This window comes from Pseudomonas sp. 58(2021) (assembly GCF_017491585.1).
GTDB classification, from domain to species: Bacteria; Pseudomonadota; Gammaproteobacteria; order Pseudomonadales; family Pseudomonadaceae; genus Aquipseudomonas; species Aquipseudomonas fluorescens_BT.
Window position 1 is genome coordinate 210,591 of sequence record NZ_JAFGYZ010000006.1, and the last position, 16,017, is coordinate 226,607.

Consider the following 16,017-nt stretch of genomic DNA (forward strand, 5'->3'; position numbering starts at 1 on the left):
GAAATCCTGTTCCAGGCCTCTTGCGAGCTAGCTGAAATAAGGGATGAACTATGCAAATCCAAGTCAACAGCGACAACCATATTCAAAGCAGCAAACGACTGGAGGAGTGGGTACGCACCACAATTGAGAGCACGCTCGACCGTTATGAGGAAGACCTGACCCGTGTCGAAGTCCATCTGAGCGACGAGAACGGTGACAAGCCGGGTCCCCATGACTTGCGCTGCCAACTGGAAGCGCGGCCGAAAGGCCATCAACCGATTTCCGTCACCCACAAAGCCGATTCGCTGGAACAGGCGATCGATGGTGCAGCCGAAAAACTGGAGCACGCGCTGGAGCACCTGTTTGGCAAACTGCGCGGCAAACCGCGAGCCGCTGTGGTGCCATTCACAAGCAAGGCCAATGACAAGCTATTGGCGGAAGAGTTTGACGAGAACGAACAGGCAGCGATCAACAGTTGATGCGCTGATTTTCCAAGCCACCCAATGAGAAAGGGCCTGCAATTGCAGGCCCTTTCTGTTTTCAGCAGGATCAGAAAGCCACGGAGGTCTGCACGTACACCGTGCGCGGCTCACCGACATACTTGCCCTTGTTGTTGTCATCGAACGAGCGGGTGAAGTATTGCGTGTTGAAGATGTTTTTCACCCCCACCGCCACGTTCAGGTCCGACAGCTGCGGGCCGAAGTCATAACCGGCACGGCTGCTGAACAGCATGTAGCCGGGGATCTTGCCGGTGCTGCCGTCGGCGCTTTCTTTCGAGGTGTTGGCGTTGTCGGCGAACTGGTCGCTCTGGAAGCTGCTGTCCAGGTTCAGTTTCCACGGCCCTTTGGTGTAACCGACGCCGATCGTGCCTTTGTGTTTCGACGAGAACGGCACACGATTGCCCTTGTTCGGCCCATCTTCACGGATGGTTGCGTCGACATAGGCGTAAGTGGCGTAGACATCGAAGCCGGCCAGCGCCGGGCTCAAGTCGTCGAGAGCGTAGTTGACGCTGGTTTCGATGCCCTGATGCCGGGTTTCGCCACGGGCGATCACCGAATCGTTGGTCTGGTTGCTTTCGTATTGGTTGTCGAAGTTGATCAGGAATGCGCCGATCTCCGCTCGCAGGGCACCGTTGTCGTAGCGGGTGCCGACTTCCCAGGTGCGGGCCTTCTCCGGTTTCACTTCGCCGCTGCTGACGCGGTTGGGCATCTGGCTGTATTGCACGCTGCCGAAGGAGCCCTCGGTGTTGGCGTACAGGTTCCAGCTGTCGGTCAGGTGATACAGCACGTTCAACGCTGGCAGCGCGGTGTTGTAGTCGCCCTTGTATTTGACGTTGGTCAGGTTGTTGGTCTGCTGCGACTCGATCATTTCGTAGCGCACGCCCGGGGTGATCGTCCACTTGCCGATGTCGATGCGGTCATCGACGAAGAACGCATTGGCCTCGGTGCCGCCGCGAGTGTCACGGTCGTTGCGGCTGTTGGTGGTCGGGTATTCATTGCTGGCGATCGGGGTGCGATAGCGCAACTCGTGACCGGCCTCGTTGATATAGCGATAGCCGACGCCGACTTCATGGGTGGTCGGGCCAAGGTCGAAGCCTTGGGCGAATCGGGTTTCCAGACCGCGAACCCAGTATTCACGTGGCGACAGCGACAGGAACGTGCCCTGATCCAGATAACCGCTGCGCAGGGTCTTGGTAAAGAAGGTGTTGGCGGTGAATTCGCGGCGATCTTCCTGGTAGCGATAGCCGACATTGAACATCGTGCGACGGCCCCAGAACTGGTCTTTTGGCCGGGTAGACTGGTACGGGTCGGCATCGTAGTCGGCGACATTCAGGCCGCCGGGCATGTCGGCCTTGCCTTCGTAATACTGGGCCATGGCGTTGAAGCTGTTGGCTTCGTCGAGCTGGTATTTGCCCTTGAGGATCAGGTCGTCGATTTCCGTGTCGCTGTGTTCACGCCAGTCGCCACCGCGCGTGCCGGAGTACAGCAACGCGCCGCCCAGACCGTTGGCATTGGTGCCGCCGGCCAGCAGGTTGGCGCTGGTCTTGAAGCCGTCATGGCTGGACGATGGACTGGTTTCAGTCTGGAAGCCGCCCTTGACGGTCGGCTCATCAGGGATCGCCCGGGTTACGAAGTTGACCACGCCGCCGACGTTCTGCGGGCCGTAACGCACGGCGCCGCCGCCACGCACCACGTCCACCGCATCCATGTTGCCCATGCTGATCGGTGCGAAGGACAACTGCGGCTGGCCGTAAGGCGCGAACGGCACCGGAATGCCGTCCATCAATACCGTCGAGCGTGCAGCCAGGCGCGGGTTGAGGCCGCGAATGCCGAAGTTCAGCGCCATGTCGTGGCTGCCGGTGCCGTTGTTTTCCGGGGCATTGACCCCGGGAATGCGGTTGAGCACATCGCGGGCCTGGGTCGCGCCCTGGCGTTCGAATTCTTCGCGACGGATCACGTCACGGGCGCCGGGGTGCTCGAAGACGTTGACCTGTTCGGCTTCACCGAGCCAGTCGCCAACCACTGTCGAAGTGTCCAGCTCGAGCGCCGTATCGCTCGACGGTTGCAGGCTGAAAGCATTGCCGCCTTCGGCCCGGGCCCGCAGGCCGGTGCCTTCGAGCAGCGCGTTCAGGCCTTGCTCCGCGGTATAGCTGCCTTCCAGGCCGCGGCTCTGCACGCCGCGGGTGACTTGCGAGCCGAACGAGATCAGCACACCGGCCTCACGACCGAACTGGTTAAGGGCGTTTTCCAACGACGACGGGGCGATGTGATAAGCCTTGGTTTCAGCGGCCTGCGCGAGGGGCAGGGCGCTGAAGCTCAGGCTGGCGCCGAGGACGAGATTGCGCAGGTTTCGGGCCAACGGCGTGAGGCGGGTGGGGTGCATGGAGGACGGTCCTGAGAAGGTTGAATCAAGGGGGCTTTCCTTCTCTGTCACGCCAGATCTGAAAAACGGCTCATTTATTTTTTGCAGGGGCGCGGAGCGACCGGGTTGAGTTCCCACGCAGAGCGTGGGAGCGATCAGGCTCTGGCTTCGACCGTCACCCAATAGCGAGTAAAACGCTTCACTCTCACCGGCAGGCTGATTGCCAGCAGATCGAGAATCCGCTCGCTGTCGTCCAGTGGATAAGTCCCTGAAATCAGCAGGTCAGCCACTTTCGCATCGCAATTGAGCTGCCCGCGACGGTAGCGACCCAGTTCATCAAGGAAGTCGCCCAGGCGCATGTGCGCGGCCACCAGCATGCCGTCGGCCCAGGCGCCGCTGTTGGCGTCCAGCGGTTTTGCCGCACTGACGCCGGTGGAGCTGAAACTGAGTTGTCGGGCGACCGGCAGCAGCATCGGCGCGCGACCTTGCGCATTCAATTCGACCCGACCTTCAAACAGCGCAACCTGCGTGCGGTCGGCAAACTGCCGCACGTTTATTCGCGCGCCCTGGGTTTTCAGCAGGCCCTGGGCGGTTTGCACTTCGAAGGATTGTGTGGCGGTCAGCAGCATTTCGCCTTCGAGCAAGCGAATCAGACTATCGCCCCGGACATCCGCCGCACTCGCGGTGTTGAGTTGCAATTGACCGCCCGCGCCGAGCGATATCTTGCGTCGCTGACCGACCGGGCTGCGGTAATCGGCCAGCAGCGACGGCAACGGATTGTGCTCGCGCATTCCCCAGGTGACCGCCGAGCCGGCGCCGAGAATCAGCAACAACTTCAGCGCCTGACGCCGGCTGGCGGATTTCGGCGCATTCAACGCGGCGTGGGCCAGTGGCGACGACAATCCGCGCAGCCGCGAATTGACCCGCTGAATGTGTTCCCACGCACGGCGGTGTTCGCTGTGGGCGTCGATCCATTGTTGCCAGGCTTGTTGCTGGCGCGGATTCAATGGGCCCTGCTGCATTTCCAGCAACCAATGCACCGCCTGCTCGGCGACCTGCGCGGAAAAATCCATCGGCGGGTTCACCGGGCGAAGTAGCAGCGCATCGCCGCTTTATTCAGATGACGTTTGACCGTGGCCACGGAGATACCCAGTTCAGCGGCGATCTGTGGATAGGTCAGGCCATCCACTTGTGCCAGTAGAAAGGCGCGTTTGACGACGCGCGAAAGGCCGTCGAGCAACTGATCCAGCTCCATCAGGGATTGCAGGATGATCGCTTTCTCCTCTTCCGAAGGTGCGACCATTTCCGGCATCTGCGCGAGGGTGTCGAGGTAGGCGCGCTCCAGGTCCTGACGGCGGTAATGGTTGAACAGCACGCGCTTGGCCAGAGTGGTGAGGAACGCACGGGGTTCGATGATCACCGGCGGCTCGCGGGCGGTCAGGACGCGGATGAAGGTGTCCTGGGCCAGATCGGCGGCGCTGTCCGGGCAGCCGAGTTTGCGCCGCAGCCAGCCGGTGAGCCAGCTGTGATGGGCCTGGTAGAGCGATTCGACAGGATGGGCGGACGACAACGGCATCACTCCGGGCGCATGCAGGATGCGTTAGAGAACAAGAATGGTTCGCATTGTAGGGCTGTGCGTAAGTGCCGGCAATCAGACTCTTTTGCGTATGAGAATATTTATCATTAATATTGTTTGCCTGTCGTCTGGCTGGTTGGCCGGGCGTTAACCGTTTCAGGGTCGAAACATGAAAGCCAAACTCGCCGCACTTCCCATGTCCTATCGTCTGGCTGTCACGTCGCGGGTGCTCGCGGCGGTGTTTGGCGGCTATCTGGTTGCGGCGCTGGCCAGTGTCACGCTGACCCTGTGGTTACCGCTGAACCGCGCCGAAGCAGTCGTTACCGGGATGACCGTCTCGTTTCTGGTTTACCTGGTGGCCGTGCTCTGGTGTTTCGCCTGCCGCAGCGCGTGGGCCGCGTGGGTCGGGCTGCTGGTGCCGAGTGTGATTCTGGCGACGATCTCCGGCGCTGCTCGGGGGCTGGGTTACGCATGAAAGAGGATTCAAGGCAGGCAATGACCGGCCCACTACCGCTCACTGTCGCAGGGTTCTTGAACTGAGATGCTGATCAGCCATCCGCCCGAGTCCCGCGACGACGAGCCCCACGGCGCCCGCGCGCACTTTCTGCAGGTGTTTCTGTCCCAACGTTCGCAAATGGAAGCGCTGGTGAACCGGCGCGTCGGTTGCAGGGCGACGGCAGCGGATCTGGTGCAGGATCTGTTCCTGCGTTTCTGGCGCCGGCCGCTGGTGCAGGTCGAAGAGCTCAGCACTTATCTTCTGCGCTGCGCCGGCAACATTGCGATCGACCACTTGCGCAGTGAAGGCACGCGGGTTCGGGTCAATGAAGGCTGGCAACCGGACGAACCGGACAGTAGCGCCAGCGAGCCACAGGCCGCGCTCGAAGCGGGTAATGATCTGCGCCACGTCGAAGCAGCGTTGCGCGCCTTGCCCGAGCGCACGCGGCAGATCTTTTTGCTCAATCGCATCCACGGGCGCAAGTACGCCGAGATCGCCAAGGCCATGGGCCTGTCCCAAAGCGCCGTGGAAAAACATATGATGCGCGCCCTCGAGGCCTGCAAGGCCAGCCTGCGCGAACCCGCGCCACGCCTGCCAGGGAAAGCACCGTGAACCACACTGACCGCGTCACCCCGACGCCCGCTCAGGAGCAGGCGGCTTTTGCCTGGCTGAGCCTGTTGCATGACCGCCCCAGCACCGGTGATCAACTGACCTTCAGTCAATGGCTGCATGCCGATCCCGCGCATGCCGAGGCATACGCCCAGGCGCAGGTCATCTGGGAGTTGAGCGAAGGGCCGGCGCGTACTCTGGCCGATGAAGACGCTCTGGCGTTGCAGGGATTGCTCAATGCGATGAACCGACCGCGCCGTGCGCCCCTTCGACGCTGGGCCGGTGGGCTGGCCATGGCGGCCTGTCTGTTGTTGATGATCAGCCTCGGCACCGGTTGGCAGCCGCAGCGTTGGGTCGATGATCTGGGCGCCGATTATGTTTCGGCTCCCGGCGAAATCCGCACCGTGATCCTGGCCGATCAATCGCAGGTGACGCTGGACGCCGACAGCGCTATCGCCGTGGATTTCAGTCACGGCGAGCGGCATGTGCAATTGCGCCGCGGCGCCGGATTTTTCAGCGTGACTCACACCGGCGAGTCGTTCGTGGTCGAGGCCGAGAGGGGCCAGGCGCGGGTGCTCGGTACTCAGTTCGAAGTACGCCTGCAACCTCGTGGGGCTCAGGTCACCGTGTTGTCCGGACGCGTCGGTGTGACGGCGGCAAGAGACGCCGAACAACAGATTCTCACTGCTGGCCAACAGGTTGCGTATGGCGAAGGTTCGGCGCAAAAACTGCACGCCGTGGACAGCGAAGCGCAACTGGCCTGGCGTCAGGGCTGGCTGACTTACTACAAGTCGACACTGGCCGATGTGGTGCAGGATCTGCGGCGCTATTTTCCCGGACGGATCGTGTTGCTCAACGACGAACTGGGCGCGCGCAAAGTCAGCGGCAGCTTTCCGAGCAAGGACCCGCAAGCGGTGCTGAACTCGCTGCAAGGGGTGTTGGGATTCGAGCAGCATCAATTGCCGGGAAATCTGATAATTCTTCGTTGATCTCACTGGCCCTTTCGCGAGCAAGCTGGCACAGGGAAGTGCATTTCAGGGTGAGAGTGAGCTTGCTCGCGAAGGCGTCGGCACTGACAAAATCTCATTCTGAAAATATTTTCAATTTTGTGGTGAGGTAAATCCCGATGCCATCCGTGTAGTGACTGAAACTGCGAGTCATTCGCATCCGTTGCGGTTCTACACAGGTCATGAGCAATGAAGTCCAGGGCAAAATCGGGTTCGGTCAAACAGTGGTTCGGCGCCTCGGCGCTGAGTTTTGCGGCGTTGGCATTACTGCCGATGAGCGTGGCGCAAGCCGCTGAAAGCAACAGCAGCCAGCCTCAGAAACAATTCAGTTTTTCCCTGACCGCCAAACCGCTGCCGCAGGCCTTGAGCGATTTCAGTCGCGTGACCGGCCAGAGCGTGGTCTACACCGTCGAAGCGCCTTACGGCCTCGACGCGCCGGCAATCAATGGCCAGATGAGTGCCGAACAGGCGCTGCAACGTCTGCTCAGCGGTTCCGGCCTGACCTTCCGTCGCACCGACAGTCATACGTTGATGCTCGAACCGCAGCCCATCGAGGGCGCACTGAACCTCGGTGCGACCACTATCACCTCGATGGAAAATCAGCCGCTGAGTTACCAGCCACCGGAAACCAGTTCTGTGATGCGCTCCTCCGCTTCGCTTCAGGAAATCCCGCAGACCGTCAACGTGATCCCGACCCAGGTCATTCGCGACCAGGCGCCACGCAATCTTGATGACGCCCTGGCCAACGTCAGCGGCATCACCCAGGGCAACACCTTGGGCAGCACCCAGGATTCGGTGATGACCCGTGGCTTCGGCGATAACCGCAACGGCTCGATCATGCGCGACGGCATGCCGGTAGTGCAGGGCCGTGGCATGAACGCCACCGTGGATCGCGTCGAAGTGCTCAAGGGCCCGGCCTCGCTGCTGTACGGGATTCAGGACCCGGGCGGCGTGGTCAACATGGTCAGCAAGAAACCCGAACTTGAGCAGTACAACGCCCTGACCCTGCGGGGCTCGACTTATGGCGACGGCAAGAACGGCAGCGGCGGTTCGTTCGACAGCACCGGTGCGCTGGGTGATTCCGGCCTAGCCTATCGCATGGTGCTGGATCACGAGGACGAGGATTACTGGCGCAACTTCGGTACGCACCGTGAATCGCTGATCGCGCCGTCGCTGGCCTGGTACGGCGAGCGCACCAAGCTGTTGTTCGCGTGTGAGCATCGGGAATTCCTGACGCCGTTCGACCGTGGCACGCTGATCGATCCACGCACCAACCATCCGTTGGACATTTCGCGCAACGAACGTCTCGACGAGAAATTCAACGACATGGAAGGGCGTTCGGACCTCTATCACTTCGAGGCCGACCACGAACTCAACGATGACTGGAAAGCCCATTTCGGCTACAGCTGGAACCGCGAAACCTACGATGCCAGCCAGGTCCGCGTAACCGCCATCGACACCAAAAAAGGCACCCTGACCCGCAGCATGGACGGCACCCAGGGCGCGATCAGTACCGACCGTTTCACCACTGCCAGCCTCGAAGGCAAGGTCAAGGTGCTGGGCATGCAGCATGATCTGGTGTTCGGCGTCGACGACGAGTACCGCAAGATCTACCGTGCCGACCTGATCCGCCAGAAAAGCCTGAGCACCTTCAGTTACGTCAATCCGGTCTATGGCCGCGAAGTCGAAGGCACCACCGTCAGCCCGGCGGACAGCGCGCAGACCGATCTGCTGCGCAGTGATTCGGTGTTCCTGCAGGACTCGATCCACCTCAACGACCAGTGGATTCTGGTGGCCGGCGGGCGGTTCCAGGAGTACGACCAGTACGCCGGCAAAGGCGTGCCGTTCAAGGCCAACACCGACAGCAACGGGCAGAAGTGGGTGCCGCGTGCCGGTCTGGTGTATCGCTATACCGACGCGTTGTCGTTCTACGGCAGCTACACCGAGTCGTTCAAACCGAACTCGACCATTGCTCCGCTCAGCGGCAGCAGCACCGTGCTCGACGGCAGCATCGCTCCGGAAGAAGCCAAGTCCTGGGAGCTGGGCGCACGCCTCGACATTCCGGGCCGCGTCACCGGCAACATCGCGCTGTTCGACATCAAGAAACGCAACGTGCTGGTGGCCAATGCCGAAGGTCCGACCACGATCTACAGCGCCGCCGGTGAAGTACGTTCCCGCGGTCTGGAAGCGGACCTGACCGGCCAGCTCAGCGACCGCTGGAGCATGATCGGCAGCTACGCCTACACCGACGCCGAGGTCACCGAAGACCCGGACTACAAAGGCAACAAGCTGCAAAACGTGGCGAAGAACACCGGCTCGCTGTCGGCGGTCTATGACTTCGGCAGCGTGATCGGCGGTGATCAACTGCGTGTCGGCGCCGGCGCGCGGTATGTCGGCGAGCGAGCGGGTAACGCGGTGAATGATTTCGAACTGCCGAGCTACACCGTGGCCGACGCGTTCGCCACCTACGACACCAAAGTGGAAGGGCAGAAGGTCAAGTTTCAGCTTAACGTGAAGAACTTGTTCGACCGCACCTATTACACCTCGGCGGCCAGCCGGTTCTTCGTGTCGATGGGCGATTCGCGGCAGATTTCGTTGTCCAGCACGCTGGAGTTCTGATCAGCGCAAAAACGCCTGGCGATACTCGCCGGGCGTTCCACCCAGCACCTGGCGAAAGCGGTTGGTGAAGTGGCTGGCACTGGCAAATCCGCATGCCAAGGCAATCTCCCCCAACGGCAACGCCGTGCCCCGCAACAACTCCCGCGCCCGGTTCAAGCGCCGTGCCAGCACATACTGATGCGGCGGCAGGCCGAAGCTCACCCGGAACATCCGCGCAAAGTGGTATTCCGACAGCGCACACAACCCCGCCAATTGGCCAAGGCTGATCGGCTCTGCCAACTGGCTGTCGATGAACTCCACCAGTTGCCGACGTTGATGCGGCGCCAGTCCACCCTTGAGGCGCAAACCCTGACGTACGCCGACCTGACTCAGCAGGGTGTGGCTGATCAGTTCGTGGGCCAGGCTGCTGGTCAGCAGACGCTCGCCGGGTTCGTCCCAGTTCAGGGTCAGCAACTGGCGAAACCGGTGGGCCTGTTGCGGATCTTCGAGGAAAGTCTGTTCGCGCAGCTGCATTTCCCGAGGCTCGCGATCCAGCAGCGTGACGCAACCCAAGGCAAATTGTTCGGCGCTGAAGTACAGGTGAGCCAGGCGAATATCACCGTTGATGACCCAACCTGATTCGTGATCGGCGGGCAGGATGCACAGCTTGTCCGGGCCGCCCTTGTTGCCGGGCTCGCCACGACGGAAGGTGCCGGTGCCGCCGGCGATGTAGCAGGAAAGGGTGTGATGACTCGGCGCTTCGTATTCCTGGGCGTCGTGGTGATTGGTCCACAAGGCCGCGGACAAGCCGTCACCCAACTCGGCGCTGTGCACAAGGCGTGCATTGGGCGAGCTGTTGAGGGCTTGAAAGACTTGCAGGGTATCGATGGCGGCCATGATCGGTTCTCTTCAACGCCTTGCATCCTACTCCGCAGAATTCGCGCTGCCAGCCTGTGGCCCGACAAAAGCGCAAGTTTATGCAAGCGTCAGTGGATGGCGCGGGCGGACACTGAAACCCAATCGAGGAGTGTCTGCCATGAACCTGTCGTTGTATTTGTTGACCGTGCTGATCTGGGGCACCACCTGGATTGCCCTGAAGTGGCAACTGGGCGTGGTGGCGATTGCGGTGTCGATCGTCTATCGCTTCGGCCTTGCCGCGCTGGTGCTGTTTGCGCTGTTGCTGCTCAGCCGTCGTCTGCAACCGATGAACCGGCGCGGGCATCTGATCTGCGTGGCGCAGGGCTTGTGCCTGTTCTGCGTCAACTTCATGTGCTTCCTGACTGCCAGCCAATGGATTCCCAGCGGTCTGGTGGCGGTGGTGTTTTCCACCGCGACCTTGTGGAACGCGCTGAATGCACGGGTGTTCTTCGGTCAACGCATCGCGCGCAATGTGCTGATGGGCGGGGCGCTGGGGCTGGGCGGACTGGGCCTGTTGTTCTGGCCGGAACTGGCCGGGCATCACGCCAGTCCGCAAACCTTGCTCGGCCTCGGTCTGGCGCTTTGCGGCACTTTGTGTTTCTCGGCGGGCAACATGCTCTCCAGCCTGCAACAGAAGGCCGGCCTCAAACCGTTGACCACCAATGCCTGGGGCATGGCCTACGGCGCGGCGATGCTGTCGGTGTGGTGCCTGATCAAAGGCATTCCGTTCGAAATGGAATGGACGTCGCGCTACATCGGCGCGCTGCTGTACCTGGTCATCCCCGGTTCGGTGATCGGTTTCACCGCTTACCTGACCCTGGTCGGTCGCATGGGGCCGGAGCGCGCAGCCTATTGCACGGTGCTGTTCCCGGTCGTGGCGCTTAATGTTTCGGCATTTGCCGAGGGCTACCAATGGACGGCGCCGGCGTTGGCGGGGTTGGTGCTGGTGATGTTGGGCAATGTGTTGGTGTTCCGCAAACCCCGCGCACCGATACGGCCGACTCAAGGCAAACTGGCCTGAGGTTATTGGGCGCCGGATATTCAGCGCTCAATTTTTATGGCGATGTAAATCAATAATGGAAATATAAAGTCGACAATGTGTCGGGCCCAGTCCTTGGCATTCCATGTTTGTGAAGTATCCATGTCGAACCATTCAACGCCAATGGTTTGCAGGCCGACATAATAAACAAACATGGCGATCATCAAACCAATGATCGAGAGTTTCTTGGCTTCGTGGAAGGCGTCTGCCGATTCGTTGATTTTTCGATAAAGGTGGTAAGTGCCCAGCAGGCAACAAATGGTGTAAATCACTTCAAGGGTAATGATCAACCAGTAAATACGGTGGTGCAGCATGGGCGAGGTAATTGCCCGATGTCGTATGTTTTCGTTGATCTGAGTGGTGTCCATGCTGAGGATGTGCCCGACATATTCATAGTTTGATGGATAGTCGGTGAAGTTGCTGTACATCACTAGAATGCCGAAAAAACTGATGTAAGCCATCAAGATGACTTTGCTGTAGCGGATGAGTTGGTCGGTGCCGAGGTTTCTCAAGGTTAATGTCTCCAGAAAGTTTTAATTTTTGGAGATTCTATAGCGGAAGGAACTGATCAGTTATTCAGTTCAATTGCAAGTTATGTGCGTCAGATCAGTGATCGGGCAAGTACTGCACAGTACTTGCCCGATTTATTATCCGCGCCAGACTTGCGGATTGACCAGATCCTGCGGCCGTTCGCCAAGCAGGGCGCTGCGCAGATTGGCCAGTGCACGGTTGGCCATGGCTTCGCGGGTTTCATTGGTCGCCGAGCCGATGTGCGGCAAGGTCACTGCATTTTTCAGCTGGAACAGCGGCGACTCGGTCAGCGGCTCTTTTTCGTAGACGTCGAGACCGGCGCCGCGTAGGCGGTTGTTCTGCAACGCTTCGATCAAGGCTGGCTCGTCGACCACCGGGCCACGGGAGATGTTCACCAGAATGGCGCTTGGCTTCATCAGTGCCAGTTCGCGATGGCTGATCAGGTGGCGGGTCTTGTCGCTGAGTGGCACGACCAGGCAGACGAAGTCGGCTTCGGCCAGCAGTTGGTCAAGGCTGCGAAATTGTGCGCCGAGTTCCTGTTCCAGTTCGGTCTTGCGGCTGTTGCCGCTGTAGATAATCGGCATGTTGAAGCCGAAGCGTCCGCGACGGGCGACGGCGGCGCCGATGTTGCCTATGCCGACGATGCCCAGGGTCTTGCCATGCACGTCGCAGCCGAACAGTGGTGCGCCGACGCTGGCTTGCCACTGGCCGGCCTTGGTCCAGGCGTCCAGTTCGGCGACGCGGCGGGCGCTGCTCATGATCAGGGCGAAGGCCAGGTCGGCGGTGCTTTCGGTGAGGACGTCCGGGGTGTTGGTGAGCATGATCCCGCGTTCGTTGAAGTAGGCGAGGTCGTAGTTGTCGTAGCCGACGGAGACGCTGGAGACGACTTCAAGTTTTGCGGCATTTTCCAGTTGGGCCTTGCCGAGTTTGCGACCGACGCCGATCAGACCGTGGGCGTGGGGCAGGGCTTCGTTGAACTGGGCGTTGATGTCGCCGTTTTTCGGGTTGGGGACGATGACGTCGAAGTCCTGTTGCAGGCGTTCGATCATGGGCGGGGTGATGCGGCTGAAGGCCAGGACAGTCTTTTTCATCGTTGTTGGCTCTTGTTCGGGCTTGATACCAAGCACGCTAACATTTCTGCCTTGGGGTTGTCTTGGCGGCCTCTGGGCCGACCAGGTTTTGGGTGGTGTTGGGTTTATATCCGTTTTTTGGGTGATGGCGGCTTAGGGTTCCGCCCTTACGGCGGGTCACTTTTGACAAACGCCTCAAAAGTAACCAAAAACGCTTGCTCCTGCGTGCGGCCCGCTCGCTGGGGCTCGGGGTTCCTTCGCTCCGGGATTGATCCGGGCGCAGCGTCTACGGTTTGCTTCGCTGCAACTCCTCTCGCTGTGTTTGGCTTCGCCAAACGGTCGCTGCGCTCCCACGCCCGGATCAATCCCTCCACTCAGCCTTCCGACGTCGCCGGTAGATCAAGATCAAGAGCAGGCGAGCTGACACTCGGCCTATTGAGTGGTGAAGAGCGCGGCGCGCTTGGCTTTGGGTTTGTGGTGTTCTTGCCCCTCACCCCAGCCCTCTCCCGAGGGAGAGGGGGCCGATTTGTGTGCTTTTCAATACCTGAGTTCAACGCGGTATCGCACGTCGGCGTAGGTCTGCCAAACAACTCGGTCAGTCCCCTCTCCCTCTGGGAGAGGGTTAGGGTGAGGGGTTGGCGCCCTCAACATCCCCCCAGTTTTCAGGACAGCCAATTCAATTCGCCACCCGCACCCCCGCCAGACTTCCACTCATCTCATAAGCCGCCAACTCCGCCTGATGCCCCGCCAGAATCTCCGGCAACGACCCACGCAGATACTCGACCCAGGTCTTGATCTTCGCATCCAGGTACTGCCGCGACGGATAGATCGCATACAGGTTCAGTTCCTGCGAACGGTAGTTCGGCATGACCCGTACCAGCGAGCCATTGCGCAAGCCTTCAATCGCGGCATAGACGGGCAATACACCGACACCCATCCCACTGGTGATCGCGGTTTTCATCGCGTCGGCGGAGTTCACCAGGAAGGGCGAGCTGTTGATGGTGACCATTTCCTGGCCTTCAGGGCCGTCGAAAGCCCATTTTTCCAGGGGGATCACCGGGCTCACCAGGCGCAGGCAGGCGTGGTTCAGCAGGTCACTGGGTTTTTGTGCGCAGCCGTTGGCTTTCACATAGGCCGGGGAGGCGCAGACGATGCTGTAGGTGATGCCCAGGCGTTGCGAAACGAAACCCGAATCCGGCAGTTCGCGGGCCAGGACGATGGACACGTCGTAGCCTTCGTCGAGCAGGTCCGGCACGCGGTTGGCCATGGTCAGGTCGAAGGTCACGTCCGGGTGGGTCTTGCGATAGCGGGCGATGGCGTCGATCACGAAGTGCTGGCCGATACCGGTCATGGTGTGCACTTTCAATTGTCCGGCCGGGCGGGCGTGGGCTTCGCTGGCTTCGGCTTCGGCCTCTTCGACGTAGGCGAGGATCTGCTCGCAGCGCAGCAGGTAGCGCTTGCCGGCTTCGGTGAGGGCGATGCGCCGGGTCGTGCGGTTCAGCAGGCGGGTTTGCAGGTGGGCCTCAAGGTTGGAGACCGCGCGCGAGACGTTGGCAGTGGTGGTGTCGAGTTGCACGGCGGCGGCGGTGAAGCTGCCCGCTTCGGCCACACAACTGAAGGCGCGCATGTTTTGCAAAGTGTCCATGGGGTGCTCTCAAGGGAGATGGCAAATTGTGACACGAAGTTTCAGGGACTGAGACCCCCGACCAAGGGATTATCTCGTTAACCGTAACAAAGATTCGCAGAAAACCCAGCTTATCGCCGTTCAGGGCGCCCCCTAGAATTGCGCACACCTCGAAACATCCCCCACCTCAGGAATTCGCAGCAGTGCCGCGTCGCATCAACAGAGCGCTTTTATCGCTCAGTGTTCTGGCTATTTCGTTAGGTCTCAGCGGCTGCATCGGAACCGGAGGCATTGCTCCGCAGGGCAAGGCTCTGGAGGCCAATGAACTGGCCACCGACGAGGCCATCGCCCACGCCGCCCGTGACGCAAACTGGCCCACCGCCCAATGGTGGCAGGCCTATGGCGACCCGCAACTCAACCGCTGGATCGACCTGGCCGTGCAAGGCAGCCCGACGATGGCGATGGCCGCCGCGCGAGTGCGTCAGGCGAGATCCATGGCCGGTGTCGCCGAAGCTGCCGAGTCGTTGCAGATCAATGGCGAGTCGACCCTCAAGCGCCACAACTGGCCGACCGACCAGTTCTACGGTCCCGGTGAGCTGGCCAACAGCACCACCTGGGACAACAACGCCGCGCTGGGTTTCAGTTACGCCCTCGACCTCTGGGGCCGTGAAAGCAACAGCACCGAGCGTGCGGTCGATCTGGCGCACATGAGCGCTGCCGAGGCGCGTCAGGCGCAGCTGGAATTGCAGAACAACATCGTGCGCGCCTACATCGAGTTGTCGTTGCACTATGCCCAGCGCGATATCGTCGCGGCGACGCTCAAACAGCAACAGCAGATTCTCGAGCTGGCGCAGAAGCGTCTGGACGGTGGGATCGGCACCCACTTCGAAGTCAGCCAGGCCGAAACCCCGCTGCCGGAAACCCATCGGCAACTGGATGCGCTGGACGAAGAAATCGCCCTGAGCCGCAACCAGATCGCTGCACTGGCCGGCAAAGGGCCGGGCGCCGGCGCGCAGTTGCAACGGCCGACCCTGTCCCTCGGTGCGGCGCTGAAGTTGCCGTCGGCACTGCCTGCCGAACTGCTCGGCCAGCGTCCGGACGTGGTCGCCAGTCGCTGGCAAGTGGCGGCGCAGGCTCGCGGGATCGATGTGGCGCACGCCGGGTTCTACCCCAACGTCGATCTGGTCGGCAGCCTCGGCTACATGGCCACCGGTGGCGGGGCGCTGGAGTTTCTGACCGGCAAGAAGCTCAACTACAACGTCGGGCCGGCGATCTCGCTGCCGATCTTTGACGGTGGGCGACTGCGTGCCGAACTCGGTGAAGCGTCAGCGGGTTATGACATCGCCGTGGCGCATTACAACCAGACCCTGGTCAATGCGCTGAAGAACATCTCGGATCAGTTGATCCGCCGCGAGTCGATGGACAAGCAGCAGACGTTCGCCGCCGAATCGGTGGCTACGGCGCAGAAAACTTACGACATCGCAATGATCGCCTACCAGCGCGGGCTCACCGATTACCTCAACGTGCTCAATGCGCAGACCCTGCTGTTCAAGCAGCAGCAAGTGCAGCAGCAGGTGCAGGCGGCGCGCTTGAGTGCCCATGCGGAACTGGTGACGGCATTGGGCGGCGGCCTTGGTGCGGGTAAAGACGTCCCGACTTTTGAGCAGACCGCCGCACCGAAAACCCCGGCCCTCCTGCGTTGAACACA

The 16,017-nt window shown here is 61.0% G+C and carries 14 protein-coding genes; 7 read left to right on the top strand and 7 right to left on the bottom strand.

All coding sequences use genetic code 11. The annotated features are described in order from the left end of the window. Positions 1-50: 50 nt before the first annotated feature. Positions 51-458, top strand: a complete 408-nt coding sequence (locus J5M72_RS09295; protein WP_011332524.1) for an HPF/RaiA family ribosome-associated protein — start codon at positions 51-53, stop codon at positions 456-458. 70 nt (positions 459-528) lie between these two features. Here J5M72_RS09295 and fecA read toward each other — a convergent pair whose 3' ends face one another. The 3 genes from fecA to J5M72_RS09310 all read right to left on the bottom strand — a co-directional run bounded on the left by fecA (position 529) and on the right by J5M72_RS09310 (position 4,411). Beyond that, positions 529-2,862, bottom strand: coding sequence for a TonB-dependent Fe(3+) dicitrate receptor FecA (gene fecA / locus J5M72_RS09300; protein ID WP_207865301.1), 2,334 nt, complete (start codon positions 2,860-2,862; stop codon positions 529-531). A gap of 134 nt (positions 2,863-2,996) precedes the next feature. Next, on the bottom strand, positions 2,997-3,926 hold the full coding sequence (locus J5M72_RS09305) for a FecR family protein (RefSeq protein WP_207865302.1): 930 nt from the start codon (positions 3,924-3,926) through the stop codon (positions 2,997-2,999). Continuing rightward, on the bottom strand, positions 3,923-4,411 hold the full coding sequence (locus tag J5M72_RS09310; protein ID WP_169432595.1) for a sigma-70 family RNA polymerase sigma factor: 489 nt from the start codon (positions 4,409-4,411) through the stop codon (positions 3,923-3,925). Before J5M72_RS09310 ends, J5M72_RS09305 begins: the two co-directional genes overlap by 4 nt. Before the next feature lie 175 nt (positions 4,412-4,586). Between J5M72_RS09310 and J5M72_RS09315 the strand changes: the two genes are divergently transcribed. The 4 genes from J5M72_RS09315 to J5M72_RS09330 all read left to right on the top strand — a co-directional run bounded on the left by J5M72_RS09315 (position 4,587) and on the right by J5M72_RS09330 (position 9,148). Next, positions 4,587-4,892: a DUF3649 domain-containing protein gene (locus tag J5M72_RS09315; RefSeq protein ID WP_169428931.1), complete on the top strand. Its 306-nt coding sequence runs from the start codon at positions 4,587-4,589 to the stop codon at positions 4,890-4,892. Positions 4,893-4,958: 66 nt separating this feature from the next. After that, positions 4,959-5,525 (top strand): RNA polymerase sigma factor, encoded by a 567-nt coding sequence (locus J5M72_RS09320; protein ID WP_119426751.1) that lies wholly within the window; start codon positions 4,959-4,961, stop codon positions 5,523-5,525. Continuing rightward, entirely contained in the window at positions 5,522-6,511 is a 990-nt protein-coding gene (locus tag J5M72_RS09325; protein WP_207865303.1) for a FecR family protein, read from the top strand. The genes J5M72_RS09320 and J5M72_RS09325 overlap by 4 nt, the downstream gene beginning before the upstream one ends. Positions 6,512-6,718: 207 nt before the next feature. Continuing rightward, positions 6,719-9,148, top strand: coding sequence for a TonB-dependent receptor (locus tag J5M72_RS09330; RefSeq protein WP_207865305.1), 2,430 nt, complete (start codon positions 6,719-6,721; stop codon positions 9,146-9,148). On the opposite strand, the gene J5M72_RS09335 is transcribed toward J5M72_RS09330, so the two are convergent. Further along, positions 9,149-10,024, bottom strand: a complete 876-nt coding sequence (locus J5M72_RS09335) for an AraC family transcriptional regulator (RefSeq protein WP_169428935.1) — start codon at positions 10,022-10,024, stop codon at positions 9,149-9,151. Between the two features lie 139 nt (positions 10,025-10,163). Between J5M72_RS09335 and J5M72_RS09340 the strand changes: the two genes are divergently transcribed. Beyond that, the gene (locus J5M72_RS09340; RefSeq protein WP_207865308.1) at positions 10,164-11,066 is read left to right on the top strand and encodes a DMT family transporter; all 903 of its coding nucleotides are present in this window, start codon (positions 10,164-10,166) and stop codon (positions 11,064-11,066) included. Positions 11,067-11,086: 20 nt separating this feature from the next. Here the strand turns inward: J5M72_RS09340 and J5M72_RS09345 are convergent, their stop codons facing one another. The 3 genes from J5M72_RS09345 to J5M72_RS09355 all read right to left on the bottom strand — a co-directional run bounded on the left by J5M72_RS09345 (position 11,087) and on the right by J5M72_RS09355 (position 14,330). Next, positions 11,087-11,596 carry a DUF2165 domain-containing protein gene (locus tag J5M72_RS09345; protein WP_169428938.1) on the bottom strand — a complete coding sequence of 170 codons (510 nt, stop codon included), beginning with the start codon at positions 11,594-11,596 and terminating at the stop codon, positions 11,087-11,089. Positions 11,597-11,731: 135 nt separating this feature from the next. Next, positions 11,732-12,706 (bottom strand): D-glycerate dehydrogenase, encoded by a 975-nt coding sequence (locus J5M72_RS09350; protein WP_207865310.1) that lies wholly within the window; start codon positions 12,704-12,706, stop codon positions 11,732-11,734. Positions 12,707-13,361: 655 nt separating this feature from the next. Further along, complete coding sequence (locus tag J5M72_RS09355) at positions 13,362-14,330, bottom strand: LysR family transcriptional regulator (RefSeq protein WP_085711718.1); 969 nt, start codon at positions 14,328-14,330, stop codon at positions 13,362-13,364. A gap of 182 nt (positions 14,331-14,512) precedes the next feature. On the opposite strand from J5M72_RS09355, the gene J5M72_RS09360 reads away from it, so the two are divergent. Further along, positions 14,513-16,012 (top strand): efflux transporter outer membrane subunit, encoded by a 1,500-nt coding sequence (locus J5M72_RS09360; protein ID WP_169428942.1) that lies wholly within the window; start codon positions 14,513-14,515, stop codon positions 16,010-16,012. Positions 16,013-16,017 lie beyond the last annotated feature (5 nt).

Excerpts from the sequence above, each read along its gene's own strand:
- J5M72_RS09315 (WP_169428931.1), top strand. The coding sequence starts at position 4,587 with ATGAAAGCCAAACTCGCCGCACTTCCCATGTCCTATCGTCTGGCTGTC.
- J5M72_RS09330 (WP_207865305.1), top strand. The coding sequence starts at position 6,719 with ATGAAGTCCAGGGCAAAATCGGGTTCGGTCAAACAGTGGTTCGGCGCC.
- J5M72_RS09350 (WP_207865310.1), bottom strand. The coding sequence starts at position 12,706 with ATGAAAAAGACTGTCCTGGCCTTCAGCCGCATCACCCCGCCCATGATC.
- fecA (WP_207865301.1), bottom strand. The coding sequence starts at position 2,862 with ATGCACCCCACCCGCCTCACGCCGTTGGCCCGAAACCTGCGCAATCTC.
- J5M72_RS09355 (WP_085711718.1), bottom strand. The coding sequence starts at position 14,330 with ATGGACACTTTGCAAAACATGCGCGCCTTCAGTTGTGTGGCCGAAGCG.
- J5M72_RS09335 (WP_169428935.1), bottom strand. The coding sequence starts at position 10,024 with ATGGCCGCCATCGATACCCTGCAAGTCTTTCAAGCCCTCAACAGCTCG.
- J5M72_RS09295 (WP_011332524.1), top strand. The coding sequence starts at position 51 with ATGCAAATCCAAGTCAACAGCGACAACCATATTCAAAGCAGCAAACGA.
- J5M72_RS09340 (WP_207865308.1), top strand. The coding sequence starts at position 10,164 with ATGAACCTGTCGTTGTATTTGTTGACCGTGCTGATCTGGGGCACCACC.
- J5M72_RS09320 (WP_119426751.1), top strand. The coding sequence starts at position 4,959 with ATGCTGATCAGCCATCCGCCCGAGTCCCGCGACGACGAGCCCCACGGC.